This window comes from Paenibacillus polysaccharolyticus (genome assembly GCF_900102085.1).
Lineage (GTDB): Bacteria > Bacillota > Bacilli > Paenibacillales > Paenibacillaceae > Paenibacillus > Paenibacillus polysaccharolyticus.
The window spans coordinates 95071-114091 of sequence record NZ_FMVM01000012.1 but is presented as its reverse complement, the minus strand read 5'-3'; the positions used below and the strand labels follow the sequence as shown (position 1 = coordinate 114091).

General features: G+C 44.0%; 16 protein-coding genes and 1 pseudogene. 15 read left to right on the top strand and 2 right to left on the bottom strand.

The window, feature by feature from the left end:
• Positions 1 to 14: 14 nt before the first annotated feature.
• From folD to spo0A, 11 genes are all read left to right on the top strand, one after another.
• Positions 15 to 872: a bifunctional methylenetetrahydrofolate dehydrogenase/methenyltetrahydrofolate cyclohydrolase FolD gene (folD, locus tag BLQ13_RS17730; RefSeq protein ID WP_090922511.1), complete on the top strand. Its 858-nt coding sequence runs from the start codon at positions 15 to 17 to the stop codon at positions 870 to 872.
• Between the two features lie 10 nt (positions 873 to 882).
• A complete protein-coding gene (xseA, locus tag BLQ13_RS17725) occupies positions 883 to 2247 on the top strand; it encodes an exodeoxyribonuclease VII large subunit (protein WP_090922509.1) in 1365 nt (454 codons plus the stop codon).
• Complete coding sequence (gene xseB, locus BLQ13_RS17720; RefSeq protein ID WP_090922507.1) at positions 2237 to 2494, top strand: exodeoxyribonuclease VII small subunit; 258 nt, start codon at positions 2237 to 2239, stop codon at positions 2492 to 2494. The genes xseA and xseB overlap by 11 nt, the downstream gene beginning before the upstream one ends.
• The gene (locus tag BLQ13_RS17715) at positions 2487 to 3392 is read left to right on the top strand and encodes a polyprenyl synthetase family protein (RefSeq protein ID WP_090922505.1); all 906 of its coding nucleotides are present in this window, start codon (positions 2487 to 2489) and stop codon (positions 3390 to 3392) included. Before xseB ends, BLQ13_RS17715 begins: the two co-directional genes overlap by 8 nt.
• A gap of 290 nt (positions 3393 to 3682) precedes the next feature.
• Positions 3683 to 5590 carry a 1-deoxy-D-xylulose-5-phosphate synthase gene (gene dxs / locus BLQ13_RS17710; protein WP_090922503.1) on the top strand — a complete coding sequence of 636 codons (1908 nt, stop codon included), beginning with the start codon at positions 3683 to 3685 and terminating at the stop codon, positions 5588 to 5590.
• Between the two features lie 31 nt (positions 5591 to 5621).
• Positions 5622 to 6467, top strand: coding sequence for a TlyA family RNA methyltransferase (locus tag BLQ13_RS17705; protein ID WP_090922501.1), 846 nt, complete (start codon positions 5622 to 5624; stop codon positions 6465 to 6467).
• Between the two features lie 85 nt (positions 6468 to 6552).
• Positions 6553 to 7038, top strand: coding sequence for a hypothetical protein (locus BLQ13_RS17700; RefSeq protein WP_090922499.1), 486 nt, complete (start codon positions 6553 to 6555; stop codon positions 7036 to 7038).
• 90 nt (positions 7039 to 7128) lie between these two features.
• Positions 7129 to 7578, top strand: a complete 450-nt coding sequence (gene ahrC / locus BLQ13_RS17695; protein WP_090922497.1) for a transcriptional regulator AhrC/ArgR — start codon at positions 7129 to 7131, stop codon at positions 7576 to 7578.
• Between the two features lie 23 nt (positions 7579 to 7601).
• Positions 7602 to 9320, top strand: a complete 1719-nt coding sequence (gene recN, locus BLQ13_RS17690) for a DNA repair protein RecN (RefSeq protein WP_090922495.1) — start codon at positions 7602 to 7604, stop codon at positions 9318 to 9320.
• A gap of 120 nt (positions 9321 to 9440) precedes the next feature.
• Positions 9441 to 10769 (top strand): SpoIVB peptidase, encoded by a 1329-nt coding sequence (gene spoIVB / locus BLQ13_RS17685; RefSeq protein WP_090922493.1) that lies wholly within the window; start codon positions 9441 to 9443, stop codon positions 10767 to 10769.
• A gap of 204 nt (positions 10770 to 10973) precedes the next feature.
• A complete protein-coding gene (gene spo0A / locus BLQ13_RS17680) occupies positions 10974 to 11789 on the top strand; it encodes a sporulation transcription factor Spo0A (RefSeq protein ID WP_090922491.1) in 816 nt (271 codons plus the stop codon).
• Between the two features lie 422 nt (positions 11790 to 12211).
• Here the strand turns inward: spo0A and BLQ13_RS17675 are convergent, their stop codons facing one another.
• On the bottom strand, positions 12212 to 12964 hold the full coding sequence (locus tag BLQ13_RS17675) for a hypothetical protein (RefSeq protein WP_090922489.1): 753 nt from the start codon (positions 12962 to 12964) through the stop codon (positions 12212 to 12214).
• Positions 12965 to 13152: 188 nt separating this feature from the next.
• Between BLQ13_RS17675 and BLQ13_RS17670 the strand changes: the two are divergent.
• Together BLQ13_RS17670 and BLQ13_RS17665 are read left to right on the top strand one after the other, a co-directional pair.
• Positions 13153 to 13267 (top strand): annotated as a pseudogene (locus tag BLQ13_RS17670) (sporulation initiation factor Spo0A C-terminal domain-containing protein); the annotation flags it as partial.
• 268 nt (positions 13268 to 13535) lie between these two features.
• On the top strand, positions 13536 to 14498 hold the full coding sequence (locus BLQ13_RS17665) for a GGDEF domain-containing protein (protein ID WP_090922488.1): 963 nt from the start codon (positions 13536 to 13538) through the stop codon (positions 14496 to 14498).
• A 324-nt stretch (positions 14499 to 14822) separates the two neighbouring features.
• Here BLQ13_RS17665 and BLQ13_RS17660 read toward each other — a convergent pair whose 3' ends face one another.
• Positions 14823 to 15641: a FlxA-like family protein gene (locus tag BLQ13_RS17660; RefSeq protein WP_090922486.1), complete on the bottom strand. Its 819-nt coding sequence runs from the start codon at positions 15639 to 15641 to the stop codon at positions 14823 to 14825.
• Between the two features lie 206 nt (positions 15642 to 15847).
• On the opposite strand from BLQ13_RS17660, the gene BLQ13_RS17655 reads away from it, so the two are divergent.
• Both BLQ13_RS17655 and BLQ13_RS17650 read left to right on the top strand, forming a co-directional pair.
• Positions 15848 to 17821 (top strand): AraC family transcriptional regulator, encoded by a 1974-nt coding sequence (locus tag BLQ13_RS17655; RefSeq protein WP_090922484.1) that lies wholly within the window; start codon positions 15848 to 15850, stop codon positions 17819 to 17821.
• Positions 17822 to 17973: 152 nt separating this feature from the next.
• On the top strand, positions 17974 to 19008 hold the full coding sequence (locus BLQ13_RS17650; protein ID WP_090922482.1) for an NAD(P)/FAD-dependent oxidoreductase: 1035 nt from the start codon (positions 17974 to 17976) through the stop codon (positions 19006 to 19008).
• The last annotated feature ends 13 nt before the right edge of the window (positions 19009 to 19021 follow it).

Below are 19021 nucleotides of genomic sequence, written 5' to 3'. Positions count from 1 at the left end.
GGAGAGAGACTACAATGACAGCATCTATTATTAACGGTAAAGAAGTATCCCAAGAGCTCCGCGCAAGCATGACCGCAGAAGTAAAACAACTAAGCGAACAGGGAGTAGTGCCGGGTCTGGCTGTTGTGCTCGTGGGGGAAGATCCGGCTTCTCAAGTTTATGTGCGTAATAAGGAAAAAGCATGTCATGACCTCGGCTTTTACTCTGAAGTACATCGGTTGGATGCAAGTACATCGCAAGCGGATTTGCTAGCTCTCGTGGACAAGCTGAACAATCAGAAGTCCATCAATGGTATTCTTGTGCAGCTTCCACTGCCGAGCCACATTGAAGAGAAAGCGGTAATCGATGCGATTGCTGTAGACAAAGACGTAGATGGATTCCACCCAGTGAATGTGGGGAATCTGGTTATCGGTGATGACAGCTTGCTGCCATGTACACCTGCAGGTGTCATTGAATTAATTAAACGCACGGGTCTGGAAATGTCCGGTAAACACGCTGTCGTTATCGGTCGTAGTAACATTGTAGGTAAACCGGTGTCCTTGTTATTGCAACGTGAAAATGCAACCGTAACGATGTGTCATTCCCGTACGGCTAATATGAAAGAAATTACACGTCAAGCGGATATTCTGGTCGTAGCGATCGGTCGTGCCAATTTTGTGGATGCCGATTATGTTAAACCAGGCGCTGTTGTGATCGATGTCGGCATGAATCGTTTGGATAACGGAAAACTCGCAGGGGATGTAGATTTTGAAAGTGTAAAAGAAGTCTCTGGCCCAATTACACCTGTTCCCGGCGGCGTGGGTCCAATGACGATCACCATGCTGATGCAGAACACTCTGATCGCGGCAAAACGCGCTCACGGATTGGCCTAGGTAACTGTCTGTGGCAGAGCAAAAAATTTACTCTATTAAAGACCTGAACCGATATATCCGGATGAAACTGGAATCGGATCAGGTTCTGTCGGACGTCTGGCTGCGCGGAGAGATATCCAATTTCACGCATCACTCCAGCGGCCACATGTATTTTACGTTAAAGGACAAGGACAGTCGGATTAAATCCATCATGTTTGCATCGCATAATCAGCGTTTACCCTTTGTACCGAAGGAGGGTGCAAGGGTTATTGCGCGTGGTAACGTTTCGGTATATGAACGCGACGGGCAGTATCAATTTTATGCGACACATATGCAGCCAGATGGTATAGGCAGTCTATATCTGGCTTATGAGCAGCTGAAAAAGAAACTGGAGGACGAAGGATTATTCTCTCCTGCTCGCAAAAGACCCATCCCAAGTTATCCACAAACGATTGGTGTTGTAACATCTCCTACAGGAGCGGCTGTTCGTGACATTATAATCACACTGCAACGAAGGTATCCATCGGCTAAAGTTGTATTGTACCCGGTGCTTGTTCAAGGCAAAGGGGCTGCACCATCCATCGTCAAGGCAATAAACAACTTGAACCATATGGCTGAAGCAGATGTGCTTATTGTAGGACGGGGCGGTGGATCACTCGAAGAACTGTGGGCTTTTAATGAAGAAATTGTAGCTCGAGCCATAGCAGCTTCAACCATTCCAGTGATCTCTGCGGTTGGTCATGAAACGGACTTTACGATTGCAGACTTTGCTTCCGATTTACGTGCTGCGACACCAACAGCGGCAGCGGAACTTGCTGTGCCGAATCGTGCAGAGCTGATGGAACAGATTGCACGAAGACAGCGCCAGTTACAGAACAGTCTGAAGCAACGTGCCGTATATCATCGTGAACGCCTAACTCGTCTTCAGCGCTCCCCCGTGCTGGTGCATCCGCGCAGAACGTTGATGCAGCATACAGAACGTCTGGATATGTTACATCAACGCTTGCAACGAAGTGTGGATACACGAATGAAATGGACGGGAGAAAAACAAGAACGGTTGCGGACAGCTTTACAGCGGTTTAATCCTCGGGAACAAGTGAATACAGCACGCCGGGATAATGCAGCCGCTCGTAAGCAACTTGAACTTGCGATGAGATCAATTACACGTAGCAAGCAACAAGAGTGGAAGTCACTGGTAAGGCATCTGGATGCACTCAGTCCGCTGAAGGTAATGTCACGTGGTTATAGTCTTGTCTACGATGAGCAGGAACAGCAATTGATTAAATCCATAAATGATGTACAGCCGGGCGACTCGGTGAAGATCAAATTAGCGGACGGACAGCTGGACTGTCAGGTCTGGGGAATGAAGGAGGACAACAACATCCATGGCGAATGAACCGGAACTGAATTTTGAAGAGGCAATGGCGGCATTAGAAGACATCGTAGGTCAGCTGGAGCATGGGGATGTTCCTCTGGAGCAAGCGATTGATTTGTTTCAGCGCGGAATGAAACTTTCCCAGTTATGTGGCCTGAAGCTGGAACAAGTGGAACGTAAGATCGAGATGATCGTAGAAGAAGATGGGGAGCTTCGCAAGAAGCCTTTTGGCACGGCTGACGAGGAGAGCGGTGAGATCAATGAGTAACCGTCTTTCATTCGAAGCGTATCTTCAGGAAGTAACTGGAGATGTTACGGAAGCGCTGAAACACACCCTTCCCGAGCATTGGGATGTACCTCGTTCGCTCACGGAATCGATGCAGTATTCATTAATGGCTGGAGGTAAACGCCTTCGTCCACTTCTGGTCGTTGCTGCGGCGGAAGCCTTCGGCGCGGAGCGTACAGCTGCGATGCCGGTAGCCTGCGCCGTGGAGATGGTTCATACGTATTCGTTGATCCACGACGACTTGCCTGCGATGGATAATGATGATTATCGTAGGGGAAAATTAACGAATCACAAAGTATATGGCGAAGCGACAGCCATTCTTGCGGGAGATGCACTGCTGACCCACGCTTTCTACAGCATTGTTCAGACAGGACGTCAAAGCGGAGTGAATGCTGATGCTCTGTTAGCTATTGTCCAGGATTTAGCTGAACTTGCAGGAGCCAGAGGCATGGTTGGCGGCCAGGTTGCTGATATGGAAGGCGAGCAAGGGTTGACCGATTTGTCTCAGCTTCAATATATTCATCTGCATAAAACAGGTGATCTGATTGTCTTCTCCCTCCTTGCAGGTGCTCGCATCGGCGGGGCTACAGAAGGACAGTTGGAGGCGCTGAGTGTATTTGGGCGGGATTTAGGACTTGCATTCCAGATTCAGGATGACATTTTAGACCTGACGGGTGACGAGCAAAAGATGGGAAAAAAAACGCAAAGTGACGTGAATCAGCAGAAGGTAACTTATCCGTACTTTATCGGAATGGAAGCTTCCGTTGCAGAAGTAAAATCCCTCACACAATCCGCTAAAGATGCACTTGAACGAGCGCAATTGCCGGATGCTTCAAGGTTAATGGAGATTGCCGATTATCTGATGAGCCGTGACCATTAACATTTAACTTAGGCAGCTGATTCAATGTGAAATGAACAGTGTAATGATAGTAATGGCTTCTTTATGCCAATAAACGAAACGAAAGCTTCTTTCAATGATTGGAGAATACATAATTACAGAGCTTCGGATATGAATCGTAAGCGAACGACTCTTGATCGGCTGAAGCGGGCTGTAAATTATGATTCTTGTTCATTTATGGTATAATGATTCAATGTTATTCAATCCATTACACTCAATAAATGATATATATCTAATAAACAACAACATTCTAGGAAAGCGGGGAGATTCTCGTGCTGCTTCCACAAATTAAACAACCCAGTGATCTAAAGGTGATGTCCCAGGATGATCTTGTCCTTTTGTCGGCAGAGATCCGCCAGTTTCTGATTGAGAAGCTGTCTGCTACAGGCGGGCATCTTGCACCGAACTTAGGAGTGGTTGAGCTCACCGTGGCCCTGCACTACTGCTACAACAGTCCAACGGATAAAATGATTTTTGATGTGGGGCACCAGGCTTATGTGCATAAAGTTTTGACGGGGCGGATGGATCGCTTTGATACGTTGCGTCAACAGAACGGATTATGCGGATTTGTCAAACGGAACGAAAGTGAACACGATGTATGGGAAGCCGGACACAGTAGTACTTCATTGTCTGCTGCCATGGGTATGGCTATGGCTCGTGATCTGAAAGGTGAGGATAATCAGGTTATCGCCATCATTGGAGACGGAGCGCTTACAGGCGGTATGGCGTTTGAAGCACTGAACCATATCGGACATGAACAGCGTAAGCTGATGGTTATTCTCAATGATAATGAGATGTCTATCGCACCCAATGTGGGAGCCATGCATAAATACTTGAGTAAAATTCGTTCAGATCGTCATTACTTGAAAGCTAAAGATGATGTGGAAGGTATTCTCAAAAAAATTCCGGCCATTGGTGATCGTCTGGCGAAATCGGCGAGCTGGATTAAGGATAGTGTCAAATATATGATGGTTCCTGGTGTTCTTTTTGAAGAACTGGGTTTCACGTATTTGGGCCCGATTAACGGGCATGACATCCCGCAACTGATTGAGGCTTTCAAACAGGCTGACAATGTGGATGGTCCTGTAATGGTCCATGTGCTTACAACCAAAGGCAAAGGTTATCAGCCTGCCGAGGCGGATTCGCATAAGTGGCACGGAATTTCGCCATATAAAATTGAATCAGGTCAAGTGCTCAAAGCTGTTGGAAAACCGATGTACACCGAAGTATTCGGTCAGACGCTCGTTGAACTAGCGAAAGAGGATAAACGTATCGTTGCGGTTACACCTGCAATGCCTACAGGTTCAGGTCTAATTCCTTTCAGCAAAGAGTTTCCGGATCGCATGATTGATGTGGGGATCGCAGAACAGCATGCAGCTACGATGTGTGCGGCACTGGCCATGGAAGGGTTAAAACCGGTTTATGCGGTATATTCTACGTTCATGCAACGTGCATATGATCAGATCGTTCACGACATCTGTCGTCACAATGCAAATGTTATATTTGCAATTGACCGCGCTGGATTTGTTGGACCTGACGGTGAGACACATCAGGGAGTATACGATGTTGCGTTTATGCGTCACATTCCGAATATCGTACTTATGATGCCAAAAGATGAGAATGAACTGCGCCATATGATGAAAACGGCGCTGGATTATAACGAAGGTCCGATTGCGTATCGTTACCCGCGTAACAATGTGGTTGGCGTACCAATGGACGATGTGTTAGTTCCGATTCCAATTGGTTCCTGGGAACAGCTACGTCCAGGTGAAGGATACGCGATTATCGCCTCAGGTTCCATGGTTCAGCTGGCTGAAGAAGTAGCAGATACGGTGAAACGGGAAGGGATAAATACTGGAGTTATCAATGCTCGTTTCCTCAAACCATTGGATGAACAGATGCTTCGTGATCTGGCTGTCCGTGGAACAAAGCTGATTGTGCTCGAAGAAACCTCGCAGGCAGGCAGCATGGGAAGTGCGGTGTTGGAATTCTATGCTGAACAAGGTATACATGATGTTCATGTGCATCTGATGGGCATTCCTGATCGATTTATCGAACATGGCAGCATCAAGGAACAACGTGAAGAGGTTGGTCTCACGGTGGAGAATGTAAGTGCCGAATTGCGTAAAATGGCCGTTCAATCTTCATACGGAATGTCCAAAACACGTTTCCCTTCCTAACATTAGAATGATTAGCGGATAGGAGAAAGACATGTCACTCCCGAAAGAACGAATCGATGTGCTGCTGGTGGAACAGGGCTACTACGAAAGCCGTGAGAAGGCAAAAGCTGCAATTATGGCTGGACTTGTATATGCCAATAATGAACCGATTGAAAAAGCAGGCATGAAAATTCCAAGGGATGCTCAGCTGAAGGTAAAAGGTTCAGTGCATCCTTATGTAGGCAGAGGTGGACTAAAGCTTGAAAAAGCGATTCGTCATTTCAACCTGAATATGAATGATCTTGTCATGTTGGATATCGGTTCATCCACTGGTGGTTTTACGGATTGTGCTCTTCAACATGGTGCATCCCATGTATACGCCATTGATGTGGGGTATAATCAACTGGACTGGTCACTGCGTAATGATGAGCGGGTCACCGTGATGGAACGTACGAATTTCCGTTACGTCACGCCTGAAGATCTGAGTGGACCTGTGCCAAACTTTGCAAGCATTGACGTATCCTTTATTTCGTTGCAAATTATACTTCCGCCGCTTCTGGCTCTGTTGCAACGGCCTGCGGATATTGTGGCTCTAATTAAACCACAGTTTGAGGCGGGACGAGATAAAGTGGGTAAATCAGGTGTTGTCCGAGACCCGAAGGTACACAAGGATGTATTGCAGACCATGCTTCATTTTGCCAGTCAACTTGGATTAAACCTAAAAGGCCTGACCTTCTCACCGATTACGGGTGGGGAGGGGAATATCGAATTTCTCGCACACTGGCGTCTGGAAGCACCAGAGGCCGCACAACCAGAGAACGACGAGGCTTCACTTGATGGGCTTGCAGAGCAGGTCGCCAAAGAAGCCGCTCATACTTTTACGGGAAACTCATCATAGGATGGGTTTCTTTTCGCTGGAAAGATATTTTGGGACAAAGGAAAACGGGTGTTCGATCTCGAATATATCACTGAGGTGAGCGGTAATGGAGGGTCAATATGACACAATCGTTATTGGTGTGTTTGCTGTCTGTTTAATCGTATGGTTGTTTCTCGGACTGCGTAGCTGGCTGAATCGTCCGATTCCGGTAAGCTTTACCGAGTTGAGACTTAATGAAAACATTCAAGATTCTCCTGCTCTGACTTTACTTGAGGCCAATGGATACGACGTGATTGGCGGGAAAATGAAAGTACCTTTAGCCTTTGAGGCCGATAATTCCGTTTTATACAGCAGGTTGTTTATTGATTATGTTGCTGAGCGGCAGGATGCAAGGTATTTAGTCAAAACTTCCCGTCGCAGGCAACCGCTTGAACGAAGCGGACCTGCTATAAGGGACCGCTTTCTTCCCTATTTATTATTGTACCCCGGATGTGAAGGATTGCTTTATGTAGATCTGGATGATTCCGATATAATGGTAATCAGGCTTATGGATTATCAAGAAGACGTGTATGATGGAGAGGATCTGGATTAATATATAATAAGTTTGAAATATGGCATGATACAGCATTGCATTAAAGGTCAAGACTGCATCTTTGCAATACATTTTTAATTGGAGGCATGTATGAAAGGACAACGACATATCAAGATTCGTGAAATAATTAGTCAAAATGAAATAGAGACCCAGGATGATCTGGTTGAAGCATTGCGACAAGCGGGTTTTCAGGTGACACAAGCAACGGTATCGCGGGACATCAAAGAGCTTCTTTTAATCAAAATTCCAATGGATGATGGACGATATAAATATTCATTGCCAACCGATCAGCGCTATAATCCGATTCAAAAGCTTAAGCGCGCGCTCGTGGATAATTTCCTGCACATTGATCACACCAACAATCTTGTAGTGATGAAATGTTTGCCGGGAACAGCGAACTCCATTGCAGCATTGCTTGACAATATCGAGTGGACTGAAGTGATGGGCACGATCTGTGGAGATGATACAATCCTTATTATTTGCCGTACAGAAGACAACAGCGTCACTGTCATTGAGCGCATCATGGGATATATTGCTTAAATCAGCCGGAGGTGTTTTTGCAGATGTTAGTTACATTATCAATTCGCAATCTCGCCGTGGTGGAAGAAGTCGATGTGGTCTTTCATCCGGGATTTCATGTGTTGTCCGGGGAAACCGGTGCAGGTAAATCCATTATCATCGATGCTCTCGGCTTGATCGCGGGAGGACGGAGTTCAGCAGATCTGATTCGGTACGGATGTGACAAGGCAGAGATGGAAGCGCTGTTTGAGATGGAGCCTAGTCATCCGGTGTGGAATACGCTGGAGCAGCTGGGTATTCACTGTGAGCCTGAGGAACATCTGGTGATTCGGCGTGAATTGAACACACAGGGTAAAAGTACATCACGGATTAACGGACAGCTTGTGAATTTGACAATGCTACGCGAAGTGGGCGAGAAGCTGATCAACATTCACGGTCAACATGAGCATCAGAGTTTGCTTCGTGCAGAAAGTCATCTCGGGTTGCTGGATACGTATGGCTCCGATATAATCGGCCCCGTCAAAGCTAAATACCAGGAGCGCTACAGCAAATTTATTGCAGCTGAGAAGGAATTGCGGGCGCTACAAGAGTCAAGCCAGCGGGCTTACCAACTGCTTGATATGTACCGTTTTCAACTGGAAGAAATCGCTGCGGCTGGTCTTACCCAAGGGGAAGATGAATTACTTGGCGAAGAACGGGTCAAACTATCCCATAGCGAGAAAATGATGGACAGTGTTTCGGGTGCATACGATTTACTGAGTGGACAACGCGGATTAGAAGCGATAAGCATAGCTTTATCACAAATTGAAGATATCTCTGGATATGACAGTAAAAGATTGCAGCCGATTGTGGAGCAACTGCAGTCGGCTTTTTACCAATTGGAAGACGTCACCTTTCAACTGCGGGATTATCGGGAACGAATCGAATTTAATCCCGGCAGACTGGAGGAAGTTGAACAACGATTAAATCTGATCTCTGGACTAAGACGCAAATATGGAGATAGTGTAGAACTCATTTTGAATTATTATGAACAGATCAGTCATGAGACCGACCAGCTAGAGAACAAAGATGAGCGCTTGGAGAAGCTTCGTACGGAGCGTGACAAACTGCTTGTGCTTGTGATGGAATCGGCTGAGGAGCTAAGCAAAGTGCGTAAACAATGTGCGGAGGAACTGGCTGCTCAGGTAGAAAGTGAGCTCAAGGATCTGCAGATGGAAAGAACGTCACTACGTGTTCAGATCGTGCCTGCTGAAGATCCAAAAGGCATTGAATGGAATGGACGCCGTATCAGGTTCAGCCGCCAAGGTGCCGACAATGCGGAATTTCTGATCTCTCCTAACCCGGGTGAGCCTCTTCGGCCACTAGGTAAAATCGCTTCAGGCGGAGAATTATCCAGAATCATGCTGGCGATGAAGAGCATATTTGCTCGTCATGACCGCATTCCGGTATTAATTTTTGACGAGGTGGATACAGGGGTTAGCGGCCGGGCGGCACAATCCATTGCGGAGAAGCTTCATCGTCTGTCTTCGACGTGTCAAGTATTCTCAATAACACACTTGCCACAAGTAGCTTGTATGGCGGATCATCAGTATTTGATCGAGAAACATGTTTACGACGGACGCACGATGACTCAAGTGGAATCGCTGTCCGAGGAAGGCCGAGTGAAAGAATTGGCACGTATGCTCGGTGGTGTGGAAATTACAGAAAAAACATTGCATCACGCGCAAGAAATGCTGAATTTGGCGGAAGCCAAAAAAGGGTGAAACGGACGGCTGGCGTAATGTTTGACAGTAATAAAAGCCTGGGGGCGGGGTTATCTTATAGGTACGCAATTGGCGACCACCTTTCGTCAAGCGAAAGAAGCAAAGGGAGTGTGACAGCCATTGAATTCCCCCCTCAGGAAAAAATTGCTAGGTCTTTTATTTGCCTTCTTTCTATGTGTACTTAGCCAGGTTGTACAGCCGATGCAGAGTTATGCTTCTCTGCCTGATGAAGTGCAGGTCTTTGCGGGCAGGCAAGCAGACGTCAGGCTTGCAGTACCAGCCGCTTCAAGCGCTGTCGTAGATCGGCCGGATATCGTTGGACTGGATCATCAGTCTGCGCTCAAGGTTACTCGTCAGGAACCTTTACATCTTCATCCTCAGCAGACGGGACATGCTAAACTAACCTTGAAGCTATGGGGGAAAATTCCCGTTAAAACGGTTAATGTAAACGTAATTCCTGATCTGCGTGTTGTTCCAGGGGGTCAAACGATTGGCGTCAAAGTTAAATCTGCAGGTATCCTGGTTGTTGGGCATCATCTCGTTCGTTCTAATCCGGATGAACAAAAATCACCAGGTGAAGCGGCTGGGATCAAATTAGGTGACTTGATTACACATATGGATGGCAAACGTCTGGATGGTGTATCGGGTGTATCCGAGGCCGTAGAACTTGCTGGTAAACGTAATCAAGGTATTGATGTTGTGCTAAAACGGGGGAATGAAACCATCAAAACCAAGTTAACCCCGGCGTATGATGCAGAAGATAAAGCATGGAGACTGGGATTGTACATTCGAGACTCGGCAGCTGGTGTAGGTACGCTTACCTTCTATGCACCTGATCAAGGCGTTTATGGGGCGTTAGGTCATGTCATCACGGACATGAATACTCAAACCTCCATCGTTGTAGGCAGTGGACAAATTGTACAATCTAATGTTACATCCATCTCGAAAAGTGAAACTGGTGATCCTGGTGAGAAAAGAGCCCATTTTCTTAAAGAAAGCAAAATTTTAGGAAACATCGAGCGTAATACGGCTTTTGGTATCTTCGGTAAGATGTCTCAGAATCCGGAACATAGCTTGTATTCGCAAGGAATACCTGTCGCTTTTTCACATGAAGTGAAGGAGGGACCGGCTGAAATTTTGACTGTGGTCGATGGGCAACAGGTCGAGCGATTCACCATCGATATTGTGCATGTTGCCGATCAATCGGAGCCAGCGACAAAAGGGTTGGTATTGCGTATTACAGACCCTAAACTGATCGATAAGACGGGTGGCATCGTTCAAGGAATGAGTGGTAGCCCGATCGTTCAAGATGGCAAGCTTATTGGAGCAGTGACTCATGTCTTTGTCAATGATCCGAAATCCGGTTATGGATGCTTCATTGAATGGATGCTCCAAGATGCTGGTGTAATGATGAAAAAAGGTCAAGCGAAAAACCTTAAGGCTGGTTAAACAGCTTTAAGGTTTTTTTGTCGAAAGTAAACATATTATATCGTATGCTGAAATAAAATATTTATTATAAAGGATCGAGAAAAAAAAATAAAGAAAAATAATTTTCGACAGAAGGAATTTCACTTGGCGTGTCGAAAATTTAACGTGTAAGGAAATGTACGAAATTGTAAAATACGAGGTTTTAAATAAAAGGAGGATACCGTTTTGCAAAAAATTGAGGTATTGCTGGCCGATGATAACCGTGAATTTACGAATTTGCTCGCCGAATATATATCCGAACAGGAAGATATGGAAGTGACCGGTATTGCATACAACGGTGAAGAAGTATTGCAATTGCTGGAACAAACCCGGGATGTACCGGATGTGTTAATTCTGGATATTATCATGCCTCATCTGGATGGACTCGGAGTGTTGGAACGCCTGCGCGGCTTGAATCTGTCTCCGCAGCCCAAAGTAATTATGCTCACCGCATTCGGCCAGGAAAACATCACACAGCGTGCTGTGCAACTCGGAGCTTCCTATTACATTCTCAAGCCATTTGACATGGAAGTACTGGCGAATCGGGTACGTCAGCTTGTGGGCACGCAAACGACAATGTCTACAAGCAGCGGTTCTTCTTCCTCCATGTATATCAATAAATCTAATGTTGTACCGATGGGCAAACACAAAAATCTGGATGCCAGCATCACGTCAATCATACATGAAATCGGAGTTCCTGCGCATATTAAAGGATATCAGTATTTGCGGGAAGCCATCACGATGGTATACAACAATATCGAAATTTTGGGCGCCATCACCAAAACGTTGTACCCGGCCATTGCAGAAAAATTCAAAACAACGCCGTCTCGCGTCGAACGTGCCATTCGTCACGCCATTGAAGTGGCATGGACACGCGGCAACATCGACAGCATCAGCCACCTGTTTGGTTACACCATCAACATCAGCAAGTCGAAACCGACGAACTCCGAGTTCATCGCGATGGTCGCTGACAAGCTGAGAATTGAGCATAAGGTTAGCTGAACTGATGAGCTGTAAGATTTTGAGGGTATTAAGGATTACAGTTTAGTTGCGGCTATAAAAAATAAGGACGTTTTGAGCCGATAATATCGAATAAATAATACAACAAAAACCACTTGTTTATGGGATTTCTACAATCACATAAACAAGTGGTATTTCTTATCGACAAATTTATGCTTTGTATCAGTTCGAAAAATCTTTTCCGCAAGACATCGGCTTCCTTTGTTTGGCGTATGATTTACGAAATCTGGCGAAGGTCAAGCCAAATCAAGTCTATATTTATTTCAAAAAAAGAGGAAATTCTCAACGTAAATTAAATAAAACTGACACCGTAAGATTAACGACGTCAGTTCGAGACATAAATGTTTTACAATGTTTTGAATTGAGATATTAAAATCAGAATTCAATGAGATGTTCTTTTCTTCTTATCCTTGTATCCATGATGTAACAGCAATGGATGATGGCTTTGGTTCAAGATATGTTGCTCCACCCAAAAGCGTATCGCCGAAGAGCCCTTTTTGATAAACTTGACCATACGTTGATTTATAAATTGGATAGCCAACTCCTATACCTGTTTTACCTCCAGGGACATTCATAGGAACCATAACGGATGTGGATACGCCAATGTGTTCATTAAGACTACGACCAAACTCTGCCGCAACAAACTTTTTAACTCCGATGCTGAGAGAAGTTTGTACCTCTACTGATACACTTTCGTTTGCAACTATCGAAATTTCTACACCATTGCATAACTGAGTTTTCGGTTTATTGCAAAAGTATTTGCCTCTCGCAATTTCAGTCCAATCATCAACACTTTGGGTTGGACTTTTTACAAGTTTGAAACCCCAAATGTTCTGTGGACTAATAGAGTCATCTTGCTCTTTTACAAGATCTCGAGGGTTATCAGATTCATTGTTTACTATTTGAATTGAAACTAACTTTGCGCTTTCGGAAGGCTTTTCAAGTCCGTATTTCTCAATAAGTTCTTCCTGATTAATTTCTGTAGCGTAAACAGTGGTGTTTTCTTTAATTGGTTCCCCATTTAGGTAAACATAGCCAGAAGTTTCACCAGAATCTACGGGGATCAACTCTTTTTCGGAAGCACTAGCGAGACTATAAAAAGTAGCATATAAAGCCAAGACTGAAGAAGCGAGGACCAGAGATAATTTCTTCTTCAATTTTTTAGTCCTCCTTTTAATATTATGTACTAATAATATCCAATTGGAATGGTATATTCAAGATATATTTGTAAATATAATTAATCTTTTGGAAGTAATAAGAGTCAACTATTAAGTTTCATTTTAAAATGATTTTTCCACATGAATATATTGGCTAACGTTAAGTTATATAGAAGTGTATAAACTGCTACCCAGCTATTGCCGAAAAAATTCAAAATGATGCAGTTCACATCGAACTTGCGATCCGTCACGCCATTGAACTGGCATGGACTCGAGGGCATCAGTGACAGCATTAGCCACCTGGATGTTTTGCTAAAGCCCAATAAATATCCGAATTTTTAGTGTATTTCTATATTTGATTTAATAGACATTACAAACTAACATTTTGAACAACACGAAAAAGTGGAAATGTGACTTATTACCTAAAAAGTTTACAGGTTTAAGCAAAGCATTGGTGTTTTTCGAAAAAATTTACCTGAAGTTAACGCTTTTTTAGGTAAAAAGTGGTACGATGTGACCACGGATAGATCAAAAGTGACATGGTTGACGATATGGCGAGGGGTTGATTTATGTGTTTACTCAAATAGGTGAAATTGCTGAACCGATTCCAGTCGTACTGCCAGAGACCAAGTGTGATGCCTTATATCAACTGTTTAAATCCAATCCAAATTTGGAGGGGGTAGCGGTTGAAGGGAAAAAAGGAATTTCATTGATGATGCGAACACGTTTTTTTCAACAGATCGGCTCACAATATGGTTACAATCTCTACATGGGGCGTCCTGTGAAGCTACTTATGAACGTAAACGCACTGGTCGTAGATTATTCGGAACAAATTACAGATGTCAGCGTGGCGGCGATGAAGCGTGAAGAAGCGGATCTGTATGATCTAGTTCTGGTAACATCTGGAGGTCGATTTCATGGGGCGGTGAGTATTCGGCGATTATTGCTAGAGGTTGCGGATGTTCGAGCGGAAATGGCGATATTTATGAACCCGTTAACAGGGCTTCCTGGCAATCGGATCATAGATGACCGATTAGTTCAGGTGCTTAAACAGGATCAATTCAGTGTTCTTTATATTGATCTGGATCAGTTTAAATCGTATAACGATAGTTATGGTTTCAAAATGGGGGATGAGCTTATCCAAGCAACGGCCAATTTACTCCGTGAGCATTTTGGGGTAGCAGAGGCTTTTCTTGGACATATCGGCGGGGATGATTTTATCGCAATCCTGAACCACCATCAGTATAAGCGGGTCTGTGAAGAAGTCATTTCCCAGTTTGAAGAGTTGAAGAAGAATTTTTACAATGAACAGGACTGGAACAATCAGTATGTGATGGGTGAAGGCCGCTCGGGATTGAATCGACCCATTCCTTTAGTATCGGTATCCATCGCAGTTGTAACCAATCTATATCAACGATATGAAAATATTAATCAGATTATTGATGAAGCTACACGTGTGAAAAAAAGCTGCAAATCCATCAATGGCAGCATCATTTGTTCGAATGACATGGAGGGGGAGGCTGTGCGGGCCTAGTTGTACCTAAACTTAGATACTAAATAGGTTAATGTTAATCGTTTAGAAGAGAAGTACTCATATTGAATTGAAGCTTAAATACGTGCAAACCAAATGAGCCTGAGTCACTGTCAATGGTGAATGACAAAAAAACGCCGAGATTTGGAGAATACGTCCCAAAAAACAGCGTTGTCTAATTAGATCTTTATAAATAATTCACAGTCACATGTGTTAAGTAATAAAAGATCGTTTCGTGATAGAAAGGGAATATTAAACCCATCTCACAATATGTATATTTTCTTTACAGGTCTACATCCGTTTAGGTCTAACCATAATTCACCTTCCTTAGATACGAATGTCCACAGAAGAATAAGCCGAAGCAGCAGATTCACTTGCTTTGTTTGGTACAGAGCTGCTTACGCGTCCCTGTTCTGATTTTTCCTCATCGGGAGCACTGTCTTCCAACTTAGGTACCGCCGATTTTCCTCGGTCAATCTCTTGGGATTCTTCTTTGCGCGAACCTACAGATGAGGGAAACTGTCCCGAATCGTGACGTCCAGGCTTATGAATATCGTCTGCCAACTCACCGAGCTTATGATTCGCTTTTCTTATGTTAGACTCTAGATCCTGCACTACTTCTCTTTTTTTCTGAAAAACCGTGCGTTCCGCGTTTTCAAGCATCTGCGTTTTGCCAATATCGCTGTGTGTGTCGTTCTCCAACACAATCCGGTCAAACCGGGTTTCCCCCTCAATCGTATGAATTGAACTTTGCATTTTGTCCCGTAAACCAACCAGCTTTCCCATCTGATCATACGTCTGACTATGCTTGATAAGATGATTCATTGACGGAGTCTGTTGTGGCTCTTCAGGCTTCGATTGTGGTTGCTTCGTCTGATTCATCTGTTGTAACTTGTTCTTCTCTTCCATCTCTTCTGCTTTGATCTGCGCGATGTGACTATCAATCTGCGCAATGGAACCGGTTAAGGATTTTATGCGTTCTGCCTTAGTTTTGATATCAAGCTCATCATTGGATTTAACAATATGGATTTGTTCATTTAATTTTACTTTCTGCTGCATCAACCCTTGAATTTCTTTATCTCGGTTTGAGGTCGGGCTGGCCGGTGGTGTGAAGCTGCTTTTGGTTGCAGGTGAAATTGAATTCATTTTACCTTCTCCCTCTTTAGTATGGTAACGGTCTTTTATCCATATATCGGTTGATGAGGGAGAAGAATGAAGGTTCTACCTGTTCACTAAAAATATACTTATGTAAAGTATTGCGAACTTTATCAGGATAATTGATAATGGTTATCAATGAGTGTGTGGTTTTTAGCGGTCATTGTTTCAGAAGAAACGGAGATTGGAGAGAAATAATGCAATTAAACGAACAGATGCAATATTGGAATTATGCGGCCGTGAAGGTGCTGGATATACGCCGCATCGTCTTAAAGAACGAAATACAACATGGATCATATACACTGCCTGCTGCTTGTTTTATATATTCGATTCGAGGGTCGGCCGACATTCAATTGAACGGAAATAAGTATAAATCAGAACCATTTTTTTTAATTCATGGAGCCAAAGGATCATTATTGAATATACAGGCCAATGAAGATTTCGAATATATTATGTTGTATTACAGAGCATTTCGAGCATTTCCAAATTATCGTAAAAGGTGGTTACAAGGACAGGTTCTAGGTGCTCCGTTTTCCTTACAATATGGATTTACACCGAGGAGTCCATTGAACTTGTTAAGGTATTTTAATGAGATGGAGAAAGTATGGACGCAACCAACCAATTTGGACCTGCTTTATACGAAGAGTCTGTTTTATCAATTCATTCATGAACTGATGGTTCAGCTAGCTGCACAAGAGGTTCAAACCGAAGTTGTTGATCCGGTGAAACAGACGCTTGAATACATTCATCAGCATTATAGAGAACAGGTTACACTTGAGTTGCTAGCAGAACAATTCAATTTTAGCTCGCGTCATTTATCTATGCGATTCAAACGAAAGACGGGTTACAGTCCCATCGATTACTTAATTCAGACGCGAATCGGCAAGGCTCAGGATTTACTTGTACGTTCAGATGCAAAGCTTGGTGATATCGCTGCAGAGGTTGGTTATTCAGATGTATATTATTTTAGCCGAATCTTCAAGAAACATGTGGGCATGTCTCCAACCCTGTATCAAAAGAAGATGAAGGAATTGGGCCGAATAGAAGATCGTCCATTGCACGTATCCGAATCGTCCATTGGCTGGGCATTGAAGTCAAGATATATTGATTATGATAATCATTATCGATATATAAACGGAGGGTCCACACCAATGAAAAGAAAAAATTCAAGTTCCAGCATGATCATGATTGCAATATTAAGTCTAACGATGCTCCTTACGGCCTGTTCTTCAGGTACCGCCAATACACTTTCAGCTGGAGAAGGAACGGGTGCTAATTCGACTAACAGTAGTTCATCAGTAACATCAGAGACGGGAAGTCAAGTAAACAAAGATAAAGAAACACGCACGGTCTCGACCATAAAAGGTGATGTTATCGTTCCGGCTAATCCGAAAAGAGTTGTTGTGCTGTATCTTCAAGGTGATGTTGTTGCACTTGGAGTCAAGCCAATCGCTACATCAGATGTATACGACGGGGCTGCTTACAAGAGTGAGCTTGAAGGTGTAAATTCACTCGGTACCTGGTTCGAACCGAACCCTGAAGCGGTCATTGACCTTGATCCAGACCTGATTATTGTTCCGTCGGAAGAAACATATAACACGTTGAAAAATATCGCACCTACGGTGTATATTCCGTACGAGAAAATGACAACGGAAGAACGACTTCACAGCATAGCCAGCATTTTTGGCAAAGAGAAGGAAGCTGAAGTCTTGATTAACAACCTTAACAGCAAAGTGGAAGAGAGTAAAAAAACTCTTGCAGACGCTGGTATATTGGATAAAACCATTTCCATTATTGAAGGCGGACTAAAAGGTATGGTCGTTGTGGAGAGCAAGCAATTTGGTCGGGGTTCTCAGGCAGTCTATGAGTATTTGGAGATGAAAGCTCCTAAAGTAGTACAAGACAAAATCGATGTCGTATCAGACGAAGATGGCTCTACAATCTCAATGGAAGTTCTTCCAGAATACATAGGTGACTATGTGTTCCGCTCTGTGTATGAAGGGGCAGATGTTCTAACGGATAATCCGATATGGCGTAACATCAAGGCGGTCAAAGAAGGTCGGTTAATCGAGATTGATTTTGATTTCTTTTATTATTCAGATATCTATTCCATCAATAAACAACTCGATTTTGTTGTAGATAAACTTTTGTCTGCTCCAAGAGCACAATAAATGAAGAGGAAATCGCGCACATAAAGTTACGCAGGAGGCGAAAATGATATTGGGATTGTAATTTGAACCCATTTCCATTAGACTTAAACGATAATGAGAATCAATATCACATAATTAATTACCATAGTCGAGTGGATGGAGGTCCTGTAGAGATGAATCAAGAAATAGAGCTTTATGATGTGACGATTATCGGAGGCGGCCCGGCAGGCATGTACTCTGCTTTTTATAGCGGTATGCGAGATATGAAAACGAAATTAATTGAGGCACGCGACAGATTGGGTGGACGGATGCTGTTTTATCCGGAAAAGATGATCTGGGATGTTGGAGGGGTAACACCCATCCTGTGTGAAGATCTGATTAAACAGTTGGAGCAGCAGGCGCGCACATTTGAACCGACACTTGTGTTTGAACAACAGATTGAAGGATTTGAACGTAAAGCGGATGGCACCATTCTGCTAACTTCTGCTACAGGTGAGCAACACTGGACACGTACTGTCATTTTGGCAATAGGATACGGGATATACAAAATGGCGAAACTGGAGCTTGAAGGGGCAGACCGCTATGAAGTATCCAATCTACATTATACGGTGCAAGAGCTCGAGCCTTTCCGCGGTAAACGAGTGTTAATCTCGGGTGGGGGAGACTCCGCTGTGGATTGGGCGAATGAGCTAGAGAGCTTGGCTCAGCAGGTAACGGTCGTACATCGACGTGATCACTTTGGAGGACTGGAGCGGAACGTGTCGCGTATGAAAGAATCTTCAGTTGACGTGCGCACACCCTACGCAATTGAGAAGTTACACAGCATAAGCGGGGATATGATTGAACAGGTAACCGTTACACATATGGAAAGCGGAGAGACGGAGATGCTTGAAGTGGATGCGGTGATTGTCAATCATGGCATGAAGAGTGATTTTGGTCCCATTCGTGATTGGGGATTAGACTTGGGTGAATGGCATGTGAGCACAACCGAAAGATTGCAAACGAACATACCTGGCGTTTTTGCCGCGGGTGATTTCGTCGATTATGGAAGCAAATTGTATCTGATCGCGGGTACATTTACAGATGCAGCTCTGGCCGTTAACAGTGCGAAGTTATATATGGATCCGGAAGCCGAAAAAGTAGCTTATGTCTCTTCTCATAACAGTCGCTTCAAAGAAAAAAACAAAGCGCTTGGTGTTGTGGAGTAGTTAATATTAAGTC

Bases quoted from the DNA above. Each gene is read 5' to 3' on its own strand.
- recN (WP_090922495.1), top strand. From the start codon at position 7,602: ATGTTAGTTACATTATCAATTCGCAATCTCGCCGTGGTGGAAGAAGTC.
- ahrC (WP_090922497.1), top strand. From the start codon at position 7,129: ATGAAAGGACAACGACATATCAAGATTCGTGAAATAATTAGTCAAAAT.
- BLQ13_RS17660 (WP_090922486.1), bottom strand. From the start codon at position 15,641: ATGAATTCAATTTCACCTGCAACCAAAAGCAGCTTCACACCACCGGCC.
- BLQ13_RS17715 (WP_090922505.1), top strand. From the start codon at position 2,487: ATGAGTAACCGTCTTTCATTCGAAGCGTATCTTCAGGAAGTAACTGGA.
- BLQ13_RS17655 (WP_090922484.1), top strand. From the start codon at position 15,848: ATGCAATTAAACGAACAGATGCAATATTGGAATTATGCGGCCGTGAAG.
- BLQ13_RS17650 (WP_090922482.1), top strand. From the start codon at position 17,974: ATGAATCAAGAAATAGAGCTTTATGATGTGACGATTATCGGAGGCGGC.
- BLQ13_RS17705 (WP_090922501.1), top strand. From the start codon at position 5,622: ATGTCACTCCCGAAAGAACGAATCGATGTGCTGCTGGTGGAACAGGGC.
- xseB (WP_090922507.1), top strand. From the start codon at position 2,237: ATGGCGAATGAACCGGAACTGAATTTTGAAGAGGCAATGGCGGCATTA.
- folD (WP_090922511.1), top strand. From the start codon at position 15: ATGACAGCATCTATTATTAACGGTAAAGAAGTATCCCAAGAGCTCCGC.
- BLQ13_RS17700 (WP_090922499.1), top strand. From the start codon at position 6,553: ATGGAGGGTCAATATGACACAATCGTTATTGGTGTGTTTGCTGTCTGT.